General features: G+C 62.4%; 22 protein-coding genes. 15 read left to right on the forward strand and 7 right to left on the reverse strand.

Annotated elements, in window-relative coordinates:
* The first annotated feature begins 63 nt into the window (after nucleotides 1-63).
* Entirely contained in the window at nucleotides 64-585 is a 522-nt protein-coding gene (gene kefF / locus KSS97_RS18620; RefSeq protein WP_030141381.1) for a glutathione-regulated potassium-efflux system oxidoreductase KefF, read from the forward strand.
* A 1-nt stretch (nucleotide 586) separates the two neighbouring features.
* The gene (gene kefC / locus KSS97_RS18625) at nucleotides 587-2,413 is read left to right on the forward strand and encodes a glutathione-regulated potassium-efflux system protein KefC (RefSeq protein WP_217859874.1); all 1,827 of its coding nucleotides are present in this window, start codon (nucleotides 587-589) and stop codon (nucleotides 2,411-2,413) included.
* Between the two features lie 199 nt (nucleotides 2,414-2,612).
* Here kefC and KSS97_RS18630 read toward each other — a convergent pair whose 3' ends face one another.
* Nucleotides 2,613-3,479 (reverse strand): aldo/keto reductase family oxidoreductase, encoded by an 867-nt coding sequence (locus KSS97_RS18630; RefSeq protein ID WP_217859875.1) that lies wholly within the window; start codon nucleotides 3,477-3,479, stop codon nucleotides 2,613-2,615.
* Between the two features lie 101 nt (nucleotides 3,480-3,580).
* Here KSS97_RS18630 and KSS97_RS18635 point away from each other — a divergent pair, with 101 nt between their 5' ends.
* From KSS97_RS18635 to KSS97_RS18665, 7 genes are all read left to right on the forward strand, one after another.
* Entirely contained in the window at nucleotides 3,581-4,558 is a 978-nt protein-coding gene (locus tag KSS97_RS18635; RefSeq protein WP_217859876.1) for a LysR family transcriptional regulator, read from the forward strand.
* Nucleotides 4,559-4,667: 109 nt separating this feature from the next.
* Entirely contained in the window at nucleotides 4,668-4,853 is a 186-nt protein-coding gene (locus tag KSS97_RS18640; RefSeq protein WP_148290007.1) for a hypothetical protein, read from the forward strand.
* Entirely contained in the window at nucleotides 4,846-5,529 is a 684-nt protein-coding gene (locus KSS97_RS18645) for an SOS response-associated peptidase family protein (protein ID WP_217859877.1), read from the forward strand. Before KSS97_RS18640 ends, KSS97_RS18645 begins: the two co-directional genes overlap by 8 nt.
* 16 nt (nucleotides 5,530-5,545) lie before the next feature.
* Nucleotides 5,546-6,427 carry an NmrA family NAD(P)-binding protein gene (locus tag KSS97_RS18650; RefSeq protein WP_217859878.1) on the forward strand — a complete coding sequence of 294 codons (882 nt, stop codon included), beginning with the start codon at nucleotides 5,546-5,548 and terminating at the stop codon, nucleotides 6,425-6,427.
* Between the two features lie 70 nt (nucleotides 6,428-6,497).
* On the forward strand, nucleotides 6,498-6,878 hold the full coding sequence (locus KSS97_RS18655) for a RidA family protein (RefSeq protein ID WP_198798187.1): 381 nt from the start codon (nucleotides 6,498-6,500) through the stop codon (nucleotides 6,876-6,878).
* Nucleotides 6,879-7,438: 560 nt separating this feature from the next.
* A complete protein-coding gene (locus KSS97_RS18660) occupies nucleotides 7,439-7,774 on the forward strand; it encodes a DUF6124 family protein (protein ID WP_217859879.1) in 336 nt (111 codons plus the stop codon).
* 231 nt (nucleotides 7,775-8,005) lie between these two features.
* Nucleotides 8,006-9,769 carry an L-lactate permease gene (locus tag KSS97_RS18665; RefSeq protein ID WP_217859880.1) on the forward strand — a complete coding sequence of 588 codons (1,764 nt, stop codon included), beginning with the start codon at nucleotides 8,006-8,008 and terminating at the stop codon, nucleotides 9,767-9,769.
* Nucleotides 9,770-9,839: 70 nt separating this feature from the next.
* On the opposite strand, the gene KSS97_RS18670 is transcribed toward KSS97_RS18665, so the two are convergent.
* Nucleotides 9,840-10,175, reverse strand: a complete 336-nt coding sequence (locus tag KSS97_RS18670) for a hypothetical protein (protein WP_030141372.1) — start codon at nucleotides 10,173-10,175, stop codon at nucleotides 9,840-9,842.
* Nucleotides 10,176-10,422: 247 nt separating this feature from the next.
* Between KSS97_RS18670 and KSS97_RS18675 the strand changes: the two genes are divergently transcribed.
* Nucleotides 10,423-11,079 (forward strand): polysaccharide lyase family 7 protein, encoded by a 657-nt coding sequence (locus tag KSS97_RS18675; protein ID WP_030141371.1) that lies wholly within the window; start codon nucleotides 10,423-10,425, stop codon nucleotides 11,077-11,079.
* An 18-nt stretch (nucleotides 11,080-11,097) separates the two neighbouring features.
* Here KSS97_RS18675 and KSS97_RS18680 read toward each other — a convergent pair whose 3' ends face one another.
* The 3 genes from KSS97_RS18680 to KSS97_RS18690 form a co-directional block, all read right to left on the reverse strand.
* On the reverse strand, nucleotides 11,098-12,330 hold the full coding sequence (locus KSS97_RS18680) for a nucleoside permease (protein WP_217859881.1): 1,233 nt from the start codon (nucleotides 12,328-12,330) through the stop codon (nucleotides 11,098-11,100).
* Between the two features lie 174 nt (nucleotides 12,331-12,504).
* The gene (locus KSS97_RS18685) at nucleotides 12,505-13,527 is read right to left on the reverse strand and encodes a sugar phosphate isomerase/epimerase family protein (protein WP_438269641.1); all 1,023 of its coding nucleotides are present in this window, start codon (nucleotides 13,525-13,527) and stop codon (nucleotides 12,505-12,507) included.
* A 59-nt stretch (nucleotides 13,528-13,586) separates the two neighbouring features.
* On the reverse strand, nucleotides 13,587-14,762 hold the full coding sequence (locus KSS97_RS18690) for a Gfo/Idh/MocA family protein (RefSeq protein ID WP_217859882.1): 1,176 nt from the start codon (nucleotides 14,760-14,762) through the stop codon (nucleotides 13,587-13,589).
* Nucleotides 14,763-14,936: 174 nt separating this feature from the next.
* On the opposite strand from KSS97_RS18690, the gene KSS97_RS18695 reads away from it, so the two are divergent.
* The 4 genes from KSS97_RS18695 (at nucleotide 14,937) to KSS97_RS18710 (ending at nucleotide 19,652) form a co-directional block, all read left to right on the forward strand.
* A complete protein-coding gene (locus KSS97_RS18695; RefSeq protein WP_217859883.1) occupies nucleotides 14,937-15,959 on the forward strand; it encodes a LacI family DNA-binding transcriptional regulator in 1,023 nt (340 codons plus the stop codon).
* A 255-nt stretch (nucleotides 15,960-16,214) separates the two neighbouring features.
* Nucleotides 16,215-17,165 (forward strand): TAXI family TRAP transporter solute-binding subunit, encoded by a 951-nt coding sequence (locus KSS97_RS18700; protein WP_217859884.1) that lies wholly within the window; start codon nucleotides 16,215-16,217, stop codon nucleotides 17,163-17,165.
* A gap of 79 nt (nucleotides 17,166-17,244) precedes the next feature.
* Nucleotides 17,245-19,272, forward strand: coding sequence for a TRAP transporter permease (locus KSS97_RS18705; protein ID WP_217859885.1), 2,028 nt, complete (start codon nucleotides 17,245-17,247; stop codon nucleotides 19,270-19,272).
* Entirely contained in the window at nucleotides 19,269-19,652 is a 384-nt protein-coding gene (locus KSS97_RS18710) for a DUF1850 domain-containing protein (protein WP_217859886.1), read from the forward strand. Before KSS97_RS18705 ends, KSS97_RS18710 begins: the two co-directional genes overlap by 4 nt.
* A gap of 3 nt (nucleotides 19,653-19,655) precedes the next feature.
* On the opposite strand, the gene KSS97_RS18715 is transcribed toward KSS97_RS18710, so the two are convergent.
* Complete coding sequence (locus tag KSS97_RS18715; protein ID WP_217859887.1) at nucleotides 19,656-20,273, reverse strand: TetR/AcrR family transcriptional regulator; 618 nt, start codon at nucleotides 20,271-20,273, stop codon at nucleotides 19,656-19,658.
* 163 nt (nucleotides 20,274-20,436) lie between these two features.
* On the opposite strand from KSS97_RS18715, the gene KSS97_RS18720 reads away from it, so the two are divergent.
* On the forward strand, nucleotides 20,437-20,877 hold the full coding sequence (locus KSS97_RS18720; protein WP_030141362.1) for a hotdog fold domain-containing protein: 441 nt from the start codon (nucleotides 20,437-20,439) through the stop codon (nucleotides 20,875-20,877).
* A gap of 225 nt (nucleotides 20,878-21,102) precedes the next feature.
* Here the strand turns inward: KSS97_RS18720 and KSS97_RS18725 are convergent, their stop codons facing one another.
* Nucleotides 21,103-22,191, reverse strand: coding sequence for an SMP-30/gluconolactonase/LRE family protein (locus KSS97_RS18725; RefSeq protein WP_217859888.1), 1,089 nt, complete (start codon nucleotides 22,189-22,191; stop codon nucleotides 21,103-21,105).
* Nucleotides 22,192-22,373: the final 182 nt, after the last annotated feature.

A 22,373-nucleotide genomic window follows, 5' to 3' on the forward strand; every position in this document is an offset into this window, starting at 1 on the left:
CACGCGATTTCGGTAGGATGTCCGGCCTTTTGACCCGGCCCCCTGTCTCGTGGAATTGCCCCGATGATCCTGATCGTTTACGCCCATCCCTACCCCGACCAGTCGCGGGTCAACCAGCAGATGCTCAAGCGCGCGTCCGCCAATCCGGACGTGGTCATACGGTCGCTCTACGATCTCTACCCAGACTTCGCCATCGACGTCGAGGCGGAACAGCGCGCCGTCGAACAGGCGGATCTGATCGTCCTCCAGCATCCAATGTACTGGTACAGCATGCCGCCCCTCTTGAAATTGTGGATCGACAAAGTCTTCACCCATGGCTGGGCCTACGGCAAAGGCGCCACGGCCCTCAATGGCAAGGGCCTGCTGTGGGCCGTCACCACGGGTGGCGAGCGGGAACATTTCCAGATCGGCGCGTACCCGGACTTCTCAGCGCTGGCCCAGCCACTCCACGCCACGGCGCTTTACTGCCACATGCGCTGGCTGGAGCCGGTCGTCGTGCACGGCGCGTATGCCGCCGAGTCCGAAGCCCAACGCGCACAAATCGAACACTACGGCGCACGCCTGGCCTCTTGGAAGGAAGATTGAGATGGAGACGCACAGCCTGATCGAAATGCTCATCTACCTGGCCTCGGCGACGCTGATCGTGCCGATTGCCGTGCGCTTCGGCCTGGGCCCGGTGTTGGGTTACCTGCTGGCCGGCTGCATGATCGGCCCGTGGGGGCTCAAGCTCATCACCGATGTGAAGGCGATCCTGGAATTCGCTGAAATCGGCGTCGTGTTGATGCTGTTCATCATCGGCCTTGAGCTCGATCCCAAGCGCCTGTGGGCGCTGCGCCGGATGGTGTTCGGCGGCGGCGCCTTGCAGATGCTGGCCTGCGGCGGCGCAATCGCGGCGTTCTGCGCGGCCTTGGGTTTGAACTGGACGGCAGCGCTGCTGGTCGGCCTGACCTTGAGCCTGTCCTCCACCGCTATCGCCATGCAGGCGATGAGCGAACGCAACCTGACCGCCACCGCCGTCGGGCGCAGCAGTTTTGCCGTGCTGCTGTTCCAGGACATCGCGGCCATTCCCCTGGTCGCCATGATCCCGTTGTTGTCTGCCCACGGCGAAACCCCATCCGGCATGGCCCTGGCGCTGTCGATCGTGAAGATCGTCGCCGCCATCAGCGTCGTCGTGCTGCTCGGGCGCTACGTGACGCGACCGCTGCTGCGTTTCGCCGCGCGCTCGGGCCTGCGGGAGATCTTCAGTGCCGTGGCGCTGTTCCTGGTGTTCGGTTTCGGTTTTCTGCTCGAAGAAGCCGGCCTATCGATGGCCATGGGCGCGTTTCTCGCCGGAGTCTTGTTGGCGAGTTCCGAATACCGCCATGCCCTGGAGAGCGACATCGAGCCGTTCAAAGGCCTGCTGCTGGGGCTGTTTTTCATTGGCGTCGGCATGTCGATCGATTTCGGCACGCTGATCAACGCACCGCTGAAAGTCATCACCCTGACCCTGGGCTTCATCCTGATCAAACTGCTGGTGATCAAGACCGTCAGCCGCTTCCTCAACGTCCCCGCCGGCCAGCGCTCCTGGCAAGCGGTGCTGCTCGGCCAGGGCAGCGAATTCGCTTTCGTGGTGTTCGGCGCCGCGACCCTGGCCGGCATTCTCACCGACCAATGGGGCAAGAGCCTGACGCTCGCGGTGGCCCTGTCCATGTGCCTGACGCCCTTGCTGATCCTGCTGCTGGACCGAATAGAGTCGGCCACCAAGAAGGACAGCCAGGAATCCGACCTCGTCGACCAGCAGAACCCTCGGGTGATCATCGCCGGCTTCGGTCGTTTCGGGCAGATCGCCGGACGTTTGCTGATGTCCTGCGGCGTCGAAGTGGTCGTCCTGGATCATGACCCTGACAATATCGAGACGCTGCGCAAATTCGGCGTGAAAGTGTTCTACGGCGACGCCACGCGCCTCGATCTGCTCCACGCGGCCGGCGCGGCCCAGGCGGTGGTGCTGATCAATGCGATAGATGACCAGCAGGACAACCTGACGCTGACCCGCATGGCCCAGGAGCATTTCCCCGGGTTGAAACTGATCGTGCGGGCGCGGGACATGGCGCACCTGATCACCCTGCGGCAACTGGGCGTGGAAAGCGCCGAGCGGGAAACCTTCGAAAGCGCGCTGGCATTGGGTCGCAGCGCGTTGGTGCAGATGGGCGTCGGTGCGTACGAGGCGCGTGAGCGCGCCGATCAGTTCCGTCGCCTGAACCTGCGCATGCTCGAGGAAATCGTCGCCCAGCCGGAAGACGACCTCAAGTTCCGGCACGACGCCTACCGTCGCGCCAATGCGCTGCTCACCGAGATGTTCAACGAGGACCGCCAGCGACCGATTGACAGCTGGCCTGAACATCACCGAAACGAGACGGAAAAAAGCGACGGCTAGGGGCTGGTGCGGCCTGTCTGAAACATCTGTGGCGAGGGGATTTATCCCCGCTGGGCTGCGAAGCAGCCCTAAATAAGTGAACCTATCTTCCAGGCACACCGAGTTACATGGTTTGGGGGCCGCTGCGCAGCCCAGCGGGGATAAATCCCCTCGCCACGGGTGTCAACTTTGCGAGCGCAATCGGCGCCGGCGCGCGTCTTCAGTGAACCAACCCGTCCAACTCGGCCAGCATCTGCGCCGGGATCTTCAGTTCGCTCGCCGAGAGGTTTTCCCGCAGATGCGCCACGGATGACGTACCGGGAATCAGCAGGATGTTCGGCGCACGTTGCAGCAACCACGCCAGCGCGACGCACAACGGTGACGCCTCCAGGCGCGCCGCTACGCTCGACAGGGTTTGCGACTGCAGCGGCGTAAACCCACCCAATGGGAAAAACGGCACGTAGGCGATGCCTTGCTTGCCCAACTCGGCGATCAGTTGTTCGTCGTCACGATGGGTCAGGTTGTAGTGGTTCTGCACACAGGCCACCTTCGCGATGCCCTGGGCCTGCTTGACCTGGGACGCCGTGACGTTGCTCAGGCCCAGATGCCGGATCAAGCCCTGGCGCTGCAATTCGGCCAGTGCCGAGAATTGTTCCTCGATGTCGTCATCGGCGGGTGCATGCAGATTGCCCCAGGCGCGCAGGTTGACCACTTCCAACACATCCACGCCGAGGTTGCGTAAGTTGTCATGGACGGCGCGGGTCAACTCGGCCGGGCTGTGGGCCGGGTTCCACGACGCATCTGCACCGCGCACGGCGCCAACCTTGGTCACGATGACCAGATTCTCGGCGTAAGGGTGCAACGCTTCACGAATCAACCGGTTAGTGACATGGGGCCCGTAGAAGTCGGCGGTGTCGATATGGTTGACGCCCGCCGCCACCGCTTCGCGCAGCACGGCGATGGCCGCTGCCGGATCCTTGGGCGGCCCGAAGACCTGGGGCCCCGCCAGTTGCATCGCGCCATAGCCCATGCGCTTGACCGCACGATCGCCCAGTTGAAAAGTCCCTGCGGTGTCTGCCCTGCTCATCTCGTACCCCTTGGATTAAATGTGCCTGGGCCGACTATAGGCGTTGACCACTCCACTGATAATCGGGTGCAATCCGAACGGGTTGTACGGCGGAGAGAACAATGGCGACGGATATCCAGGACTTGCTGTCCTTTGTGGCGGTGGTAAATGCGGGTGGGTTTCGTGAAGGCGCGCGGCTCAGCGGCAAATCCGCGTCCAGCCTCAGCGATGCTGTACGCCGCATCGAAAGCCGCCTTGGCGTGCGCCTGCTCAACCGCACCACCCGCAGCGTGGTGCCGACCGAGGCCGGGGCGCGGTTGATGGAACGCATCGTGCCGGCCCTGGGCGAAGTCGAATCGGCGCTGGACGTGGTCAACGATTTTCGCGACCGCCCCTCAGGCACCCTCAGGCTGAACGTGCCGGTCAGCGCCGCCCGGCTGGTGCTGCCCGCGATCATCGCGCCGTTCTTGAAAAGCTACCCCGACATCAGACTGGAAGTGGTCACCGAGGAGAGTTTCGTCGACATGCTCGCGGCCGGGTGTGACGCCGGCATTCGCTACGACGAACGCCTTGAGCAGGACATGATCGCCATCCCCATCGGCCCGCGCTTGCAGCGCTTCGCCACCGCCGCCTCGCCGGCATACCTCGACGCCCGGGGCCGGCCCGAGCACCCGCGGGATCTGCTTCGGCACGCGTGCCTGGCCGGCAAGTTTCCCAGCGGGGCCATGCCGCTCTGGGAGTATGAACGTGACGGGGAAACCATCAGCGTCGAGCCGAACGGCCCGTTGATCGTGCGCATCGGCGGCGCCATGGACCTGGCGGTACAAGCGGCCATCGACGGCCTGGGTGTTGTCCATTTGTTCGAGGATTGGCTGCGGCCGTACCTCGACAGCGGCGAACTCGAGCCGGTACTTGAACCATGGTGGCAGCGCTTTACCGGACCGTTCCTCTACTATCCCGGCCGCCGCTACCTGCCCTCGCCGCTACGGGCATTCGTGGACTTTATCAATCAGAACCGGGACGAAACGAACAACACCGTCCACTGTGGGAGCGAGCTTGCTCGCGATGGCGGCAGTACATTCAACATCTCTGCAAGCTGAACCACCGCTATCGCGAGCAAGCTCGCTCCCACAAAGGTTCTGCGCCGTGCCCGCGTCCAACAAACAACACTGCTCACTGTGGGAGCGAGCCTGCTCGCGAAGACGGTGGTTGATTCCCCCCACTGCCCGCTCGTCTCCCCGTCGCAAGGATTTTCGAACCAAGCATATCGCCACGGCTCGGACCTACATAACACCGCCGCAAGCCACCGTGCTGCGCTTCGACAAGCACGGTTTCGACGGCGGGATCATCAAGGTTCCTTTGCGCTTCGCTGCCGGGAGTTTTCGCTATGTGTGACGGTCTTGTTCAACACGTTTCTTCCAAGGACTCCCTGGCATATTTCGACCAGCGAGACACCTCCGGCGGTCATTTCGGGACAAGCCTGACGCCCGTGGAATTGTGCGTGGCCACGCCGCCGAAGACGCAGCCGCGACACGGCATGATCGAGCCAAACATGCAGGTCAGCGCCATCCGCCGTCGTGGTGGGCGCCTGGAGTGCATCAAGGTTCGCTGGGGCTGGTCGCCCATCTGGTCGGTGGGAACAATGCCTCCGCTGACGCACCTGCCGTTGCACCTGGTGATGCGCTCCAAGGTGTTCGACCAGATCAAGCGCGAGGGCCGCGTGCTGGTGGCGGTGGACGGCTGGTATGAATCGCCGGAACCGACCGCGCCTCACCCGGCACAGCGTCCTGCCTACGTGACCTCCCGGCAATCGACTCCGATCTTCATTGCCGCCCTGGCCCAGGCCTGCGAAAACCCCTTGGGCTGCGACGGCCTGGCCCTGGTGACCTATGGCGACATCGCCAGCCAGCAGCAGCGCCTGTTGGCGTTCAACGCAGAAGACGCTCTCGAATGGCTGGCGCCTGACCTGGGTTGGGAGCAGGCGCAGCAACTGATCGAGCGCATGAATGCCACGCCGCCGCACCTTGAATCGGGGGTGACCGTTCAACGCCCGGCCCAGGGCGGCCTTTGATCTGGAAGATGAAACCATGTACGTAATCATGGGTGCCACGGGCCACGTTGGATCGGCCACGGCCCGAGCCTTACTGGCGCCAGGGCATGCAGTGATTGTCATGACCCGCAACGCCAGCCACGCCACGGAATGGCACGCCAGGGGCGCTCAGATCGTCGAAGCGCATGCTGAAAACGTCGAGTCACTGCGCGCCGCCTTTCAACTTGGGCGCAGGGCGTTCATTCTCAACCCGTCGGCGGCCCCCAGTACCGATACCGATGTGGTGGAACGAGGTACCGTCGCCAATATCCTGTCCGCCCTTGATGGCTCGGGGCTTGAGAAAATCGTGGTGCAATCCACCGCTGGCGCCCAGCCCGGCGAACGTATCGGCGATCTCAGCGTCTTGTGGGAACTGGAAGAAGGCTTGCGCAACCAGCCTATCCCGGCGGCGATCAATCGCGGCGCCTATTACATGAGCAACTGGGACAGCCTGCTCGACACCGTCCGAGATACCGGCAAGCTCCCCACGCTATTTCCCGCCGACCTGGCCTTTCCCATGGTGGCGCCTCGGGACCTGGGCGAAGTGGCGGCCGCACGGATGCTATCGTCGATTGACGACGTTGGCGTGCGTCACGTGCAAGGACCTCGCCTGTATTCGCCCAACGACGTGGCGCAGGCTTTTTCCAAGGCCCTCGGCCGGCCGGTCGAGGTCCAGGTGATACCCAGGGACCAATGGGAAAGCGCCTTCCAGCGCCTCGGTTTCAGTCTCGCCGCGGCGCAATCCTATGCGCGCATGAGCGCCGTCAGCCTCGACAGCGGCTTCGATGTGGGCGATGACGCGGCCCTGCACGGCATCACGACGCTGGAGGTCTACATTGAGGCGCTGGTGCAGCGCAGCGGCCTGGGAGCACTGGGATAACGGAATGCAGGAACGTTGCAGCAATGGGCGCTAAACTGCCGCGGTCCTTTTTTCCAGCATGAGGTTTTGCATGAGCAACCCAGACATCACCTTCACCCCCGACCCGGATACAGACTCCATCTCCTCCGACGTCGCCGGCTTCGGCGGCCTGCTGGTTTCCACGCAAATCCCGACCCGCGCCGACGGCAGCCTGGAACTGGGCGACATCACGGCGCAAAGCGAGTGCACGTTGCAGGCGCTCAAGATTGCACTGGAACGTGCCGGCAGTTCCATGGACCGCGTGCTGCACCTGACCATCTACCTCACCGACATGGCTGACCGCGCAGCCTTCAACGAAGTCTACAAACGCTTCTTCGCCAAGCCCTGGCCCGTACGCGCGGCTGTCGGCGTGGCGGCGCTGGCGGTCGAGGGGATGCGGGTGGAAGTGACGGCGATGGCGGCGAAGGGCTGAACCGCACACCTCAGACAAGCGAGATGCTCTTGTGGCGAGGGGATTTATCCCCGCTGGGTGGCGAAGCCGCCCCAAAGAGGTGGATGGAGATAAGCCTGACACACCGAGGTGACTGCTATTGGGACTGCTGCGCAGTCCAGCGGGGCGGTGCGACGTTTCGCTAAATCCCCTCGCCACGGGTTCTGTGTTTACTCATCTTTTCAGCCTACAGAGGGCTGTGTTTATTCGGTTGTAGGATCCTTCGCGTTCGGGCTACGTCGTCTTGCGCCGTTACCTACAACTACGCCAGAATCCGCCGGCTTGCGCGCCTTGGGGCCGGGCTTTACTGTTGCTCGGTCGCTGAAAATCAGCGATCGGGTTTGGTAGCCCGGCTTCTACATGACGCACAGCTTCACTGTTTCAGTTGCCCTTGCGCATCTGTATCAATGGTGGCCATGCGTAGGGCGTCTTCGGGCGCGCCGGTGTTCATGTGGACCGGTCTACCAACCTTCGTATGGCCGCCACCCTTCGTTTGGTAGCGAGGGTGAAGGCTCCTCTGAATTCCACATGAGACCTTCATTATGTTCAAAGTAACCCCGAATCCTCCCGACACCGATCCAGCCGACGCGAAGGCATTCGACGAAGCCGCCGACCGCGCCCTCGATTACTACCTCAAGCCTAAACCCAGCAAACCAACACCCGACCCCAGTCAACTGTTCACCGTGATCAATGGCGTGGGCACCGAAGCCCTGCTCGCCAACCTCAGCGAAACCCTCGCCTCGGCCAACGCCATGATCAATGACCTGGCGTTCGACCTGGACGGCTCGCGACGACACGTTGCCCTGGGCATCCTGCAGTTGATCGAAATGGGCGCAATGCTGGCGAATCGCGCCCTGGACAACGTCGAAGCGCGCTAGCCGCCGCTGCACATCCCCTTTGTGGCGAGGGGATTCATCCCCGCTGGACTGCGCAGCAGTCCCAAGTTTTTTGCCAATGCATAAATTTTGGGGCGGCTTCGCCACCCAGCGGGGATAAATCCCCTCGCCACAAAGGGAGTTGCGTGCAATCCAGGGACAAATCCCCGCCTATACTTCTCTGCCAATCCCCCCGGGGCCTGCACTTCCAACAATAAAAAGCAGAGGTGGAACATGGTCTGGCAACAAGTCTACGATCCCTTCGGTAATGCGGTGCTGTCGACGTTCCTGGCGGCGGTTCCGGTGGTAGTGATGCTGGCGTCCCTGGCGTTCTTTCATGTCAAGGCGCACCTCGCGGCGCTGTACGCCCTGGCCTCGGCGTTGCTCATCGCGATTTTTGCCTTCGGCATGCCGGCCAACATGGCCGGTTCGGCGGCGCTTTACGGCGCGGCCAACGGGCTGCTGCCCATCGGCTGGATCGTGCTCAACATCATCTTCCTGCACCGGCTGACCACCGAGAACGGTTCGTTCAAGGTCCTGCAGGATTCCCTGGCGCGCATCACCGATGACCGCCGCTTGCAGTTGCTGTTGATCGCCTTTTGTTTTGGCGCGTTCTTCGAAGGCGCGGCGGGTTTCGGCACGCCGGTGGCGGTGACTGGCGCGATCCTGATCGGGCTGGGCTTTTCGCCGCTGGCCGCCTCTGGCCTGGCGTTGATCGCCAACACCGCCCCCGTGGCGTTCGGCGCCCTGGGCACGCCGATCATCACGCTGGCAAAAGTCACCGGACTGGATGAGATGGAGCTGTCGATGATGGTCGGTCGGCAACTGCCGTTCTTCTCGGTGATCGTGCCGTTCTGGCTGATCTGGGCGTTCGCCGGCTGGCGCAAGATGCTGGAGATCTGGCCGGCGATCCTGGTGGCCGGCGTCAGCTTCGCCATCCCGCAGTTTCTGGTGTCGAACTTCCACGGGCCGATGCTGGTGGACGTGATCGCCGCGCTCATTTCGATGGCCTGCCTCGCGGGTTTCCTGAAGGTGTGGAAACCGGCCACGGTGCACACTTCGGCGGCGCTGACGGGGCGGCACGATGACTCGAAGATCGACGCCAGCGAGCAACAGACGCCGGTGGCCAGCGCCGCGTTTTCCAATGACGCTCGACCCGCGGTGCTGCGCGCCTGGATGCCGTGGATCATCCTCACCGTATTCGTGTTCGCCTGGGGCACCCAGGGCTTCAAGAACATTTTCGACACCCGCCCGGCCATCGATCCGCAGACCCAATCGGTCAAGCTCGATCCACAAGGCAAGCCAATGCGCGAGGCGAATCCGATCTTCTCGCCGTTGCTGACCTTCGGCACCATCCATCAACAGATCGAAAAAGTCCCGCCGGTGGTGCCCCAGCCCAAAACCGAGGAAGCGGTCTACAAGTTCAACTGGTTCACCGCCACCGGCAGCGGCATCTTCCTGGCGGCGATCGTGGGGGGCTTGTTGATGGGCTATTCCATCCCGCAACTGGCGCGCCAATACCTTCGAACGCTGTGGGTGGTGCGCTATTCGCTGATCACCATCGTGGCGATGCTGGCGCTGGGTTTCCTCACGCGTTATTCGGGCCTGGACGCCACCATGGGCCTGGCGTTCGCCGCGACGGGCATTTTCTACCCGATGTTCGGCACGCTGCTGGGCTGGCTCGGCGTGGCACTGACCGGTTCGGACACGGCTTCCAACGTGCTGTTTGGCGGATTGCAGCGGGTCACGGCGGAACAACTGGGAATCAGCCCGGTGTTGATGGCTGCCGCGAACAGTTCAGGCGGGGTGATGGGCAAGATGGTCGACGCCCAGTCGATCGTGGTCGCTTCCACCGCAACCCGTTGGTACGGCCACGAAGGGGAAATCCTGCGCTATGTGTTTTTCCACTCGGTGGTGCTGGCGATCCTGGTGGGCGGGCTGGTGACGTTGCAGGCGTATGTAGCGCCGTTCAGTCACATGGTGGTGGGAGGACGTTGAATGGAGAAAGGCTCTTGTGGCGAGGGAGCAAGCTCCCTCGCCACGGGTAAGCGGACTTACCTGGTCGGTATTACTGAACGTTCTTCAGCTTGACCACATCACCGGACACCGAGGTGGTGTAGCCGGTCAGGACCCAGGCCCAGAACCAGTTTTCCTGGACTTGGGTGTTGATCATGGCGTCGCCGCCCTTGGCCTGGATCGCCGCGGTCTGGGCACGGACGAAACGGTTGTTCTGGCGGATCGGGATCACGCCGAACAGCAGCAGGCCGGTGGCCTTGGCTTCGCTGTGACCGACGACGGTGTATTGGCTGCTGTCGTACTGCTGGGTCTTCATCGGGGTGCCGGTGCAACCCGCCAGGACCAGGCCGAACAGTGCGCCGGCGACAACTTTGCTGATGTGGTTCATTTGAGGCTCCATGGATAAACGCCCGGGATCCATCTCTCGGGCGGCGCGTACTCTAACCGATCAGCAATAAAATGACACAACATCCTCTGCCCATTTCAGGGCTCGAAAGGCCCATGGCAGAGCCATTCGTCAGGTGCGCCTCCAGCGAAACAGACTCGCGTCGATAGCATGAAAACTACGCCACGGAAGGCAGTTTCTTGTCTTGACGACCGCCAGGTAACGGCCGGTCCCGTTGGAGGGTTTCATCATGATCGACGTAACAGTCTGGAGCGTTACCCTGCCGGTGCAAACGCCCGCGCAGGTCGTGGCGACCAAAGCCATGCCGAGTTTGAAAAACAAGTATTTCGACAATAACGGCCAGCGGATCGTCTTCTGGGCGCCCGTCACCGGCTCCCATACCGGTAACAGCAAATTCCCGCGTTCCGAACTGCGGGAAACCAGCAAGGATGGGAAGCATCGCAATTGGCGCTACAACAGCGGCACCAACACACTCAAGGGCGAACTGTCGGTCAACCAGGTGCCGTCGGAAGGCCGTGTGGTGGTGGCGCAGATTCACGCCAAGAATGCCCCGACGCCGTTGTTGAAACTGGTTTACCGCTACGAAAAGGGCACCGGCAACATTGACGTGGAATACCGGGTCAAGCCCAACGACAAAAAGAGCCCGGTGATCTACACCGTGCCCAAGGTGCCGTTGAACAAATCCTTCTCCTACACGTTGCAAATGGACAAGCAAGGCCAGCTCACGATGCTGATCGGCAGCAGCGGCAAACAGGTGAAGCTGGACAAGTCCTGGTACGGCTACGACTTCTATTTCAAGGCCGGCGTCTACACGCTGGACAACAAGGGTTATTCCAACGAAGGCGGGAAAGTGACCTACACCAAGCTGAGCGCCAGTCACAAGTGACTGACGCTCTTCCCACATTTACGCCTTGGACGGTGCCACGGCCGCTTGACGACCACTGAAGGTCAACAGGAAACCCACGAACACCACCAGCGCAAAACCGGCCGGGAACAGCCAGATGCTTTTCCAATCATGGCCGCCTTCCACCACGAAATGATCGGTCACCTGCCCCGCCACCCAGAAACCGATCAACATCCCCACGCCATAAGTCGCCAGGGTGATCAAGCCCTGGGCTGAGCTGCGCAGGTGTTTCGGCGCCTTGGCGTCGGTGTAGACCTGCCCCGAGACAAAAAAGAAGTCGTAGCAGATGCCGTGCAGGGCGATGCCGATGAACAACATGAACGCCAGCTCGCCGTTGTCGCCGTAGGCAAACAGCACGTAGCGCAACGCCCACGCCAACATCCCCACCAGTAGCGCCAACTTGATGCCGAAGCGCTGGATGAACAGCGGCAACAGCAACATGAACAGCACCTCGGACACCTGCCCGATGGCCATTTTCGCCGTCGGGTTGGTCATGCCGGTTTCGGCCAGGAAGGGATTGGCGTTCTGGTAATAAAACGCCAGGGGGATGCAGATCAGTATCGAGGCGATGAAGAACACCAGGTAGCTGCGATCCTTGAGCAGGCCCAACGCATCGAGCCCCAGGGATTGCTTGATGCCGCTCGCACTCGCCTGCTCCTTGAGCGGTGCCGTGGCGGGGAGCGTGAAACTGTAGAGCCCGAGGACCAGCGAGGCGATGGCCGCCATCAGGAAGGTGTTGCGCAAGCCACCGGATGTAATCGCCTCGCGCGAATCCCAGGCGAACACGAAGCTGATCACCACGCCCGCGGCGATCCAGCCAAGGGTGCCCCAGACCCGAATGCGTGAGAACTCCAGCGCCGGGTCGCGCATTTGCCGGAAGGCCACGGAATTGACCAGGGCCAGCGTCGGCATGTAGATCACCATGTAGGCCAGCACGAAGGGGTAGAACGCGCCGAAATCCACCGCCGAATAAAGCTGATACAGCAACACCGCGCCCACCAGGTGCAACACCGCCAGGATGCGCTCGGCGTTGAAGTAGCGGTCGGCGATCAGGCCGATCACGAACGGCGCGATGATCGCCCCCCAGGACTGGGTGGCGAAGGCCATGCCGACCTGCCCGCCACTGGCTTGCAGCGTGCTGGACAGGAACGTGCCGAGGGTGACGAACCAGCCACCCCAGATAAAGAACTGCAGGAACATCATCACGCTGAGGCGTGCGTTTATCGTGGTCATGGCTGTCACCGTCTTGTTGTTCTTGTGAAATTTGAAGCCTCGTTTAGAGCACTTTGTGGCGAGGGGATTTATCCCCGCTCGGTTGCGAAGCGACCGCAAAAATTTGGGGGGCGGCTGCGCAGCCCAGCGGGGCGGTGCGACGTTTCGCTAAATCCCCTCGCCACAAGGGTTACGTCATCGCATTGGGGGCAACCCCAACAACCGCCGGTTGGATGCCTCATCCGCCGTGACTCCGGCAAAATCATCGAACGCCTTGGCCGTCTTGTTGATCATGTGCCGCTGGATGAACGCCGCGCCCTCGGCCGCGCCCTGTTGCGAATCCTTCAGGCAGCACTCCCACTCCAGCACTGCCCAGCCATCAAAGCCGTATTGGGTCAGCTTGCTGAAAATCGCCTTGAAATCGATCTGCCCATCGCCGAGGGAACGGAACCGGCCCGGGCGATCCACCCAGCCCTGGTAGCCGCCATAGACACCGGAGCGGGCGTCGGGGCGAAACTCGGCGTCCTTGACGTGGAACATGCGGATGCGCGCGTGGTAGCGGTCGATGAAGCCCAGGTAATCCATCTGTTGCAGCAACAAGTGGCTGGGATCGTAGAGAATCGCGGCCCGTGGATGATGGTCGACCGCCTCGAGGAAGCGCTCGAACGAGGCGCCGTCGTGCAGGTCTTCGCCTGGGTGGATTTCGTAGCACAGGTCCACGCCCGCCGCATCGAAGCAATCGAGGATCGGCCGCCAGCGCCGGGCCAGTTCGGCAAAGCCTTGCTCGACCAGGCCCGAGGGGCGCTGCGGCCACGGGTAGATGTACGGCCACAGCAACGCACCGGAAAACGTCGCGTGGGCCTTGAGGCCCAGGCGCTGGCTGGCGCGGGCGGCCAGCTTCAGTTGCTCGATGGCCCACTCGGTACGCGCCTGGGGCTGGCCGCGCAGGTGGGCCGGGGCGAAGTCGTCAAACAACGCATCGAACGCCGGATGCACCGCCACCAATTGGCCTTGCAAGTGCGTCGACAATTCGCTGATCTCCACGCCGGCCGCGGTGCACGTGGCCTTGAGTTCGTCGCAATAGGCCTGGCTCTCGGCGGCCCGGGCCAGGTCGATGTAACGCGTGCCCAGGGTCGGCACCTGGATGGCTTTGTAGCCCTGCGAAGCGGCCCAGCGGGCGATGTTCGCCAAGCTGTCGAACGGCGCTTCATCGGACATGAACTGCGCCAGGAAAATCGCCGGCCCACGCAGGCCGCTCGGTGTCTGGTCGTGAGTCTTCACAGCTGCGATTCTCCGGTTTCCAGCGTGGTCCACTTTGCCTCGCCACGGTGATTGATGATGGCGGCCTCGATAAACGCCATGCCGCGCAAGCCGGTTTCGATGCCAGGTACGCCCGGCACATCAGGGCCTTCGACCTGGGCACGAATGGCCTGGGCGAAATCGCCGTAGAGGTTGGCCATCGCCTCCAGATAACCCTCCGGATGCCCCGCCGGCAGACGCATCCGCCGAGTCGCCGCTTCACACAGCCAAGGCTGGCCGACACCACTGCGCAGGACGCGCAGCGGTTGGTCGACGGCGCGATGGATCAGGCTCGCCGGTTCTTCCTGGCGCCACTCCAGCGCGCCTTTGTCGCCATAGACGCGGATCTTCAGCGGGTTCTCTTCACCGGTGCAGACCTGGCTGGCGAGCAACATGCCGCTGGCGCCGCCCTCCATCTTGAATAGCATCGCGGCGTCATCGTCCAACTGCCGGCCCGGAACATGGCTGCCCAACGCGGCGCATAGCTGCTGGATCGGTTGGTCCGCGACGAACTCGGCCAGGGAAAACGCGTGGGTGCCAATGTCGCCGATGCAACCACCCAAGCCAGACCGGGCCGGATCATCACGCCATTCGGCCTGCTTGTTGCCTTGGGCGGCGAGGTCCTGGCTGAGCCAGCCCTGGGGGTATTCGACGAACACTTTGCGCACCTGGCCGATCACGCCCGAACGCACCATTTCCCGGGCCTGCCAGACCATGGGATAGCCCAGGTAAGTGTGGGCCAGGCCGTAGAGGCAGCGACTGTCTTGCAGCACGTCCCTCAAGGCCAGCAACTCCTTGAGATTCAGCGCGGCGGGCTTCTCGCTGAATACGTGGAAGCCGGCCTTCAACGCCTGGCTGGCAATCGGCGCGTGGAGGTGATTGGGCGTGACGATCACCAGCAATTCCATGCGCTGATCCAGCGGCAGCAGCGCTTCGTCGTCGAGCATCTGTTGCCAGTTGTGGTAACAACGCGATGCCGCCAGCCCCAACGCCGCGCCGGTCTGCCGGTTGTTGTGGGGATCGCGGCTGAACGCGCCGCACACCAGCTCGAAACCGCCGTCCAGGCCCGCGGCCTGACGATGGGCCTGGCCGATGAATGCGCCCTCCCCACCGCCGACGAAGCCCATTCTTATTTTCGGTGCTACAGGATTCATCGCGATTCTCTTCTGTCCGGATCGATGATGTAACCGGTTACATCATGACGGGAATCTAGGCTTGGTTTTGTCGCCTGTCAAACGCTATGGAACAGGCTTGAGATGTGTCGGGCGACAAACCTGCGGTAAGCTCGCCGCCATGCCTGGGTCGCCAGGCGCCGAATCGAGGTGCCCTTGTCCAACATCCGTGAAGTGGCCCGGCTGGCCGGTGTGTCGGTGGCCACGGTGTCCAGAACACTGAAATCTCCCGAACGCGTGCTGCCCGAGACCCGGGACAAGGTCAACGCAGCGGTACTCCAGGCCGGCTATCGACCGAACCTGATGGCGGTGCAGTTTCGCTCCCGGCGCACCGGCAACCTGGTGATTCTCGTGCCGACAATCGCCAACACGTTTTTCGCCCGGGTCATCAGCGGCGCCCAACAAGCGGCGCAAGCGGCCGGCTATCGGCTACTGCTGTGCGACACCCAGGGCCGCGAAGCCATCGAGCAGGAATTCGCCGCGCTGGTCTACGCCCATCAGGCCGACGGCGTGATCCAGTTGCGCGCCAGCGACCCCTTTGTCTCATTGCCTCCCGGCACCGACGCGCTGCCGCTGGTCAACGCCTGCGAGGTGGTCAAGGACGCGCCCTACCCGACCATCAGCCTGGACAACCGCGGTGCCGCGCGCGCCATGACCGAGCACTTGATCGGGCTCGGCCATCGTCGCATCGGCATCATCAAGGGCCCGCGCAGCAGCCCGCTGACCCTCGACCGCGTGGCCGGTTACCAGGACGCCTTGCACGACGCCGGCATCGCGCTCGACCCTGAGCTGATCTGCCACGGCGACTTCACCCTCAAGGCCGGCTACGAAGGAGCCGGGACGATGCTCGCCTTGGCCGAGCGCCCCAGCGCGCTGTTCTGCGAGAACGACGAAATGGCCATCGGCGCGCTCAAGCGCATCAAGCAGATGGGCCTGCGGGTGCCCGAGGATATTTCCCTGGTGGGTTTTGACGACATTCCGTTCGCGGCGTATTGCGATCCTCCGTTGACGACCATTTCCCAACCGGCTGAAACCTTTGGTCACAAAGCCGTGGAGATGCTGATTGCCTTGATCGAGAAGCGCCCCATCACGCAGCGGCATGTGCTGCTGCCGTTCGAGTTGACCGTGCGGGGCAGTTCGGCTCCCCTGGTAGGTTTCCGTTCCGAGCCAGACCGCTAAGACCAGGGCCGCTGCGCGCCCCAGCGGGAGCAAGCTCCCTCGCCACGGGGATATCTGCTACTGAGCGCATACCTCCGGCTAGGCGAGATTGCTTTTGTGGCGAGGGAGCTTGCTCCCGCTGGGGCGCGAAGCGGCCCCGAATCAAACTGATTACGAAAGTTCTTTGCTCGTGCTTACTCGCCACCACCCAATACCCTTGTTTCGACTACAGTGGAAAGACTCTGCATAAAGCCATAACAAGACGGAGAGTCCTCAATGCGAGTCAACAAGCGCTTCACCCTCCTGGCCGCCGCCGCAGCCTTGGCGGTCGCCACCACCGCCCAAGCTGCCCCGGTGTACATCAACATCCTGACCGGCGGCACCAGCGGTGTGTATTACCCGATCGGGGTCGGGCTTTCCCAGATCTACAGCAGCGGCATCGAAGGTTCCAAGACATCGGTACAGGCCACCAAGGCTTCGGTGGAAAACCTCAACCTGCTGCAAGCCGGGCGTGGGGAGCTGGCGCTGGCCTTGGGCGATTCGGTGGCCGATGCGAAAAACGGTGTGGAAGATGCCGGCTTCAAGGCCCCGCTGACCAAGCTGCGGGCGATTGCCGGCGCCTACCCCAATTACATCCAGATCGTCGCCAGCGAAGAATCGGGGATCAAGACCCTGGCGGACCTCAAGGGCAAGACCGTTTCCGTCGGGGCGGCAAAATCCGGCACCGAACTCAACGCCCGGGCGATCTTCAAGGCCGCCGGCCTGACCTACAACGATATGAAGGTCCAATACCTGCCCTTCGCCGAATCGGTGGACCTGATCAAGAACCGCCAACTGGACGCCACCCTGCAATCCTCCGGCTTGGGCATGGCCGCCATTCGTGACCTGGCGTCGACGATGAAATTGAACTACGTGTCGATTCCCACTGACGTGGTACAGAAGATCGGCAACCCGGCCTACCAGAGCGCCATGATCCCCGCCAACACCTACGACGGCCAGGCGGATGCCGTGCCCACCGTGGCCATCACCAATATCCTGGTAACCCGCGCGGATGTCCCGGACGAAGTGGCCTATCAGATGACCAAGCTGCTGTTCGACAACCTCCCCCGCCTGGGCACCTCCCACTCGGCGGCCAAGGACATCACGTTGAAAAACGCCGCGAAGAACCTGCCGATCGCCCTGCACCCCGGTGCCGAGCGCTACTACAAGGAAGTGGGCGCGCTGTAGCCCTTGGCACTGCAACGGCGCCCGTCGCCGTTGCAGCATTGCGTTTCGCATCCGCACGTCGACAACAGGCAGGCATCTCATGAGTGAAGACCAGCACGGCATCGCCACGGACCCGCGGGACTGGCCCAAGACGCTGTTCTACGTGGCGTTGCTGTTTTCCATATTCCAGATCATCACGGCGGCCTTTTCACCGGTGTCCAGCATCGTACTGCGGGCAGTGCATGTGGGCTTTTTGCTGTGGGTGGTGTTTTTGAGCTACCCGGCCCACGGCAAGCAACGGCCCTGGCAGCCCTTGGCCTGGGCCTTGAGCCTGGCGAGCGTGGCGACGGCGCTCTATCAATGGGTGTTCGAGGCCGACCTGATCCAGCGTTCCGGCGACCTGACGACCGCGGACATGGTCATCGGCGTCATGCTGATCGTGCTGGTGTTCGAGGCGGCGCGGCGGGTGATGGGCATCGCCTTGCCGATCATCTGCGGCCTCTTTCTCGCCTATGGCCTGTTCGGCGAACACTTGCCAGGCGAACTGGCCCATCGCGGCTACGGCGTCGATCAAATCATCAACCAATTGGCCTTCGGCACCGAAGGCCTGTACGGCACGCCGACCTATGTATCGGCCACCTACATCTTCCTGTTCATCCTGTTCGGCGCGTTCCTGGAAAAGGCCGGCATGATCAAGCTGTTCACGGATTTTGCCATGGGCCTGTTCGGTCACAAGCTGGGCGGTCCGGCGAAGGTGTCCGTGGTGTCATCGGCACTGATGGGCACCATCACCGGCTCGGGCATCGCCAACGTCGTGACCACCGGCCAGTTCACCATTCCGCTGATGAAACGCTTTGGCTACAAGGCCGCGTTCGCCGGCGGCGTGGAAGCGACGTCGAGCATGGGCAGCCAGATCATGCCGCCGGTGATGGGCGCGGTGGCGTTCATCATGGCCGAGACCATCAACGTGCCGTTCGTGGAGATCGCCAAGGCCGCGCTGATTCCGGCGTGCCTGTATTTCGGCTCGGTGTTCTGGATGGTTCACCTGGAAGCCAAGCGCTCCGACCTCAAGGGCCTGCCCAAGGACCAATGCCCGAGCGCCTGGGGCGCGGTCAAGGAGAGCTGGTTCCTGCTGATCCCATTGGCCGTTCTGGTCTACCTGCTGTTTTCCGGCCGCACGCCGCTGTTCTCCGGCATGGTCGGGCTGGCGCTGACGGCCATCGTGATCCTCGGCTCGGCGATCATTCTCAAAGTGTCGAACTACGCCTTGCGCTGCGCCTTCTGGGTCGCGCTGGGCATCCTTTGCGTCGGGTTCTTCCGGCTCGGTATCGGCATTGTATTCGCGGTGATCGGCGTGCTGGTGGTGGCCTGCTGGTTCATGAAAGGCACCCGGGAAACCCTGGTCGTCTGCCTGCACGCCTTGGTGGACGGCGCCCGGCACGCCGTTCCGGTAGGGATCGCCTGCGCCTTGGTCGGCACCATCATCGCCGTGGTCTCGCTGACGGGCGTGGCGTCCACGTTCGCCGGCTATATCCTGGCGATCGGCAAGGACAATCTGTTCCTGTCCCTGCTGCTGACCATGCTCACCTGCCTGGTGCTGGGCATGGGCATCCCGACCATCCCGAACTACATCATTACCAGCTCGATTGCCGCGCCCGCCCTGCTGGAACTTGGCGTGCCGCTGATCGTGTCGCACATGTTCGTTTTCTATTTCGGCATCCTCGCCGACCTGACCCCGCCGGTGGCCCTGGCCTGCTTCGCCGCCGCGCCCATCGCCAGGGAGAGCGGCCTGAAGATCAGCTTCTGGGCGGTGCGCATCGCCCTCGCCGGCTTCGTCATTCCATTCATGACGGTGTACAACCCGGCGTTGATGCTGCAGGGCGACAATCTGTGGATGACGGCGTACATGGTGGTCAAGACATTGTTGGCCGTCGGGCTCTGGGGGATGGCTTCCACTGGATACCTGCAACAGAAAATGCCGATCTGGGAACGCCTGATGTGTTTTGCCGCTGGCGCGATGCTGGTGGTTGCCCTGCCCCTGACCGATGAGATCGGCTTCGTGCTGGGTGCGCTGCTGATTTTCCAGCACGTCTGGCGCTCACGACGTGTCGGGCGAGCCTTGGCGTGATTGGCTTGTGCCTGGGCTTGTCCGGCGTGGTCTGGGCACACCTTGAACTCAGCGAGTTCACGCTGGCCTGGAACCACACCATCGAGAAGATCCGTTGGGAGGAGGATTACCGGGTCAGCGAACAGGGCCTGATCCTGGGTGAGGCCAGGGTCAAGGGCAACGGCGCCGGCATGGAAATACCCGAGGGCGCTCGGCTGGAAAACGGCAGTTGGCGATATCACCGCGAACTGCCGCCGCTGCAACCGCTGAAGCTCGGCCGCACACCCCAGGCCGGCGACTATCAGCTGTGTCATGCCGGCGTTTGCCAGCCGATGGCGCATTGGCTGGGGCCGCCTTCCGCACAGCAACCAGCCGTGGAATTGTGGAGTTGCCCGCTTTGATCGTCACTCAGCGCTGATGGAGCGCCACGCCGCTTGTGCCAACAACTCCCGGTGAGCCTTCGGGCTGGAAGGCACCCGCCCCGCCAGCCATGCCCGGCAATAACTTTCAGACGCGCCGATGATCAGCGAGAACATCAACTCGGCGGGATAGCGCTTGAGCGCCTCGCCCTGCTCTGCGGCGCTCAGCCACTGCCACAGTTGACCGTTACGTGAGGTGTTGCGGCTGGCGAGCTCGTCCTTGAACGGTCCCTTGGTCACCGCAAAGCGCGCGTGATACTGGAAACGCGCCCATTCGGGCTGGCTGTCCACCCAATCAACGTAGCTGTAGATCAACGCTTGCACGCCCTGTTCGGCGGTTGTCGCCTCGGACAGATATTGCTCGCGCAAACGCGCCTGATCCTCCAGGGCGGTGAAGAACAGCGCCGCCACCAAGCCTTCCTTGTTGCCGAAATGATGGTAGATCGCGCCGACGCTGGTCTGGCATTCGGTGCGGATCATTTCAATGGTGGTCGCCTCGATGCCCTGCTCGTTGAACAGCGCCAGGGCCTTGCGAAAGATATCGCGCTTGAGCTCGGCCCTTCTGCCGGGGAAGGCGCGTTCGAGTAAATCTGCTGTTTCCATGCTTGGCATTAACCGGTTCGTTGAATGGACCGGGCGCTGGGTTGCCCGTGATGAAGTGAGCACAGCTTGACAGATTCGCCGCCAACAGAATACCGTTCCGTTACAGAATATTATTCTGTAACGGAACATCATTCCGCAAAATCACTCGTCAGCGAGGCTTCACATGAATCAGGTTCTCGGTATGTTCAACAGCGCAGGTCCGGACGCGTTCAGCAAAATGGCCTGTCAGATGGCGCCGTACTTTTCCACCATCAACCCTCTGGTCACAGAGTTGCGCCAGGGCGCGGCGACCGTGCAGGTGCCGTTTCGCAAGGAAATCACCAATCACCTGGGAACAGTCCACGCGATCGCCATGTGCAACGCCGCCGAGTTGGCTGCGGGCATGATGACCAACGTTTCCATTCCGGAAGGCGCCCGCTGGATTCCCAAAGGGATGAGCGTGCAATACCTGGCCAAGGCCAAGAGCGATGTGACGGCGGTTGCGAATGGCGACGAGGTGGACTGGCAGACCGAAGGCGACAAGATCGTGCCGGTGGACATTCATGACGTGGAAGGCAAGAAGGTGTTCACGGCGCAGATCACCATGAACGTGAAGCTGGGTTGAGGCCGAGGGCGTCCAGGACGCCCTCTATCCAATGATTGTGAAAATCGTGGCGAGGGGATTTATCCCCGCTGGGCTGCGCAGCAGCCCCAAACCTGTGAACTCAATATTCCTGGCACACCGAGTTGCCTGGTTTGAGGGCTGCTTCGCAGCCCAGCGGGGATAAATCCCCTCGCCACAAAACAGGTGCTCGACTCACCGAGAGACGTTGCTGAGCCTATTTTTTGGTCAGGCGAACGTAGCCCCTCGGGTGTTCACGAACAACGAGTACAGCGAGTGGCTGCCGGCCATGAACAGCCGGTTGCCTTCTCGCCCGCCGAAGCAGATGTTCGGGCAGCGTTCCGGCAACGAGATGTGCCCGATGGCCTTGCCCTCGGGGTTGAACACCCGAACGCCGTCGAGTTTTTCCAGGTCGGCCTTGGGGTCGCCATTCCCGCCCCAACCGCACCAGAGGTTGCCGCTCTCGTCGCACTTGATCCCATCGATGGCCGCGTAGTCCAGCCCTTCGATGTGCTTGCGCCGCTCCCCCAGGGTGCCGTCATCCTTGACCGTGATCGCCCAGATCAAACGGTTGGGCTTGGCCCGGCCTTCGACTACGTAGAGGGTTTTTTCGTCCGGGGAAAAGCACAGGCCGTTGGGCCCCGCCAAATCGTCGATTACACGGCTGAGCCTGCCGGTCTGGCCGTCGATGCGGTAGACCGCGTGAGGCTGCGCCGGGGTGACTTTGTGCCCTTCATAATTGTTGCCGGTCTGGAACGGTGGATCGGTGAACCAGATCGAGCCGTCGCGTTTGCAGACGATGTCGTTGGGCGAGTTCAACGGCTTGCCGTCGAAACTGTCGGCCAGCACGGTGATGGTGCCGTTGGGTTCGGTGCGCGTGATGCGCCGACCTTCGCTCGTCGTGGTCGAGCCTTCGCAGACCAGCAACCGCCCCTGGCGATCGCGGCACATGCCGTTGGAGAAGTTCGAGTTCTCACGGTACACCGACAAGCCACCGGTTACTTCATCCCAACGCACGATGCGGTTGTTGGGAATGTCACTGACCAGCAGGTAGCGACCGTCGCCGATCCATACCGGCCCTTCCGCCCAGCGCAAGCCGCTGGCGAGCTTCTCGACACTGGCGTTGAAGATGCGCAAGTCCATGAAGCTGGGGTCGAGGATATTGACCAGGGGGTCTGGATAGCGCTGGCTCAGCGGCTCGGCCTGGGCCAGGCCGGACAGGTTTCCAAGTGTCGCGGCGGCGGCCGAGACCACCAGGGATTTCTTCAGGAAGATCCGGCGCCCCTGATCGGCGGTTGCAGGTTGCGAAGCATCCATCGTACGTCTCCGTTAATTATTATTGGACGGGGACGTTTGTTTTACTCTCTGATAGGACATCGTACAAGATCAAAAATGCAGATGCTTCCTTCCAAGAAACTTTCAACACGGAGAAAAGCCACAGCCAGCTTGAATGCATGACTTATCCAGGCCCTGAGACAAGAAGGCGTGGTTCGACGGGC

The organism is Pseudomonas alvandae, from assembly GCF_019141525.1.
Lineage (GTDB): Bacteria > Pseudomonadota > Gammaproteobacteria > Pseudomonadales > Pseudomonadaceae > Aquipseudomonas > Aquipseudomonas alvandae.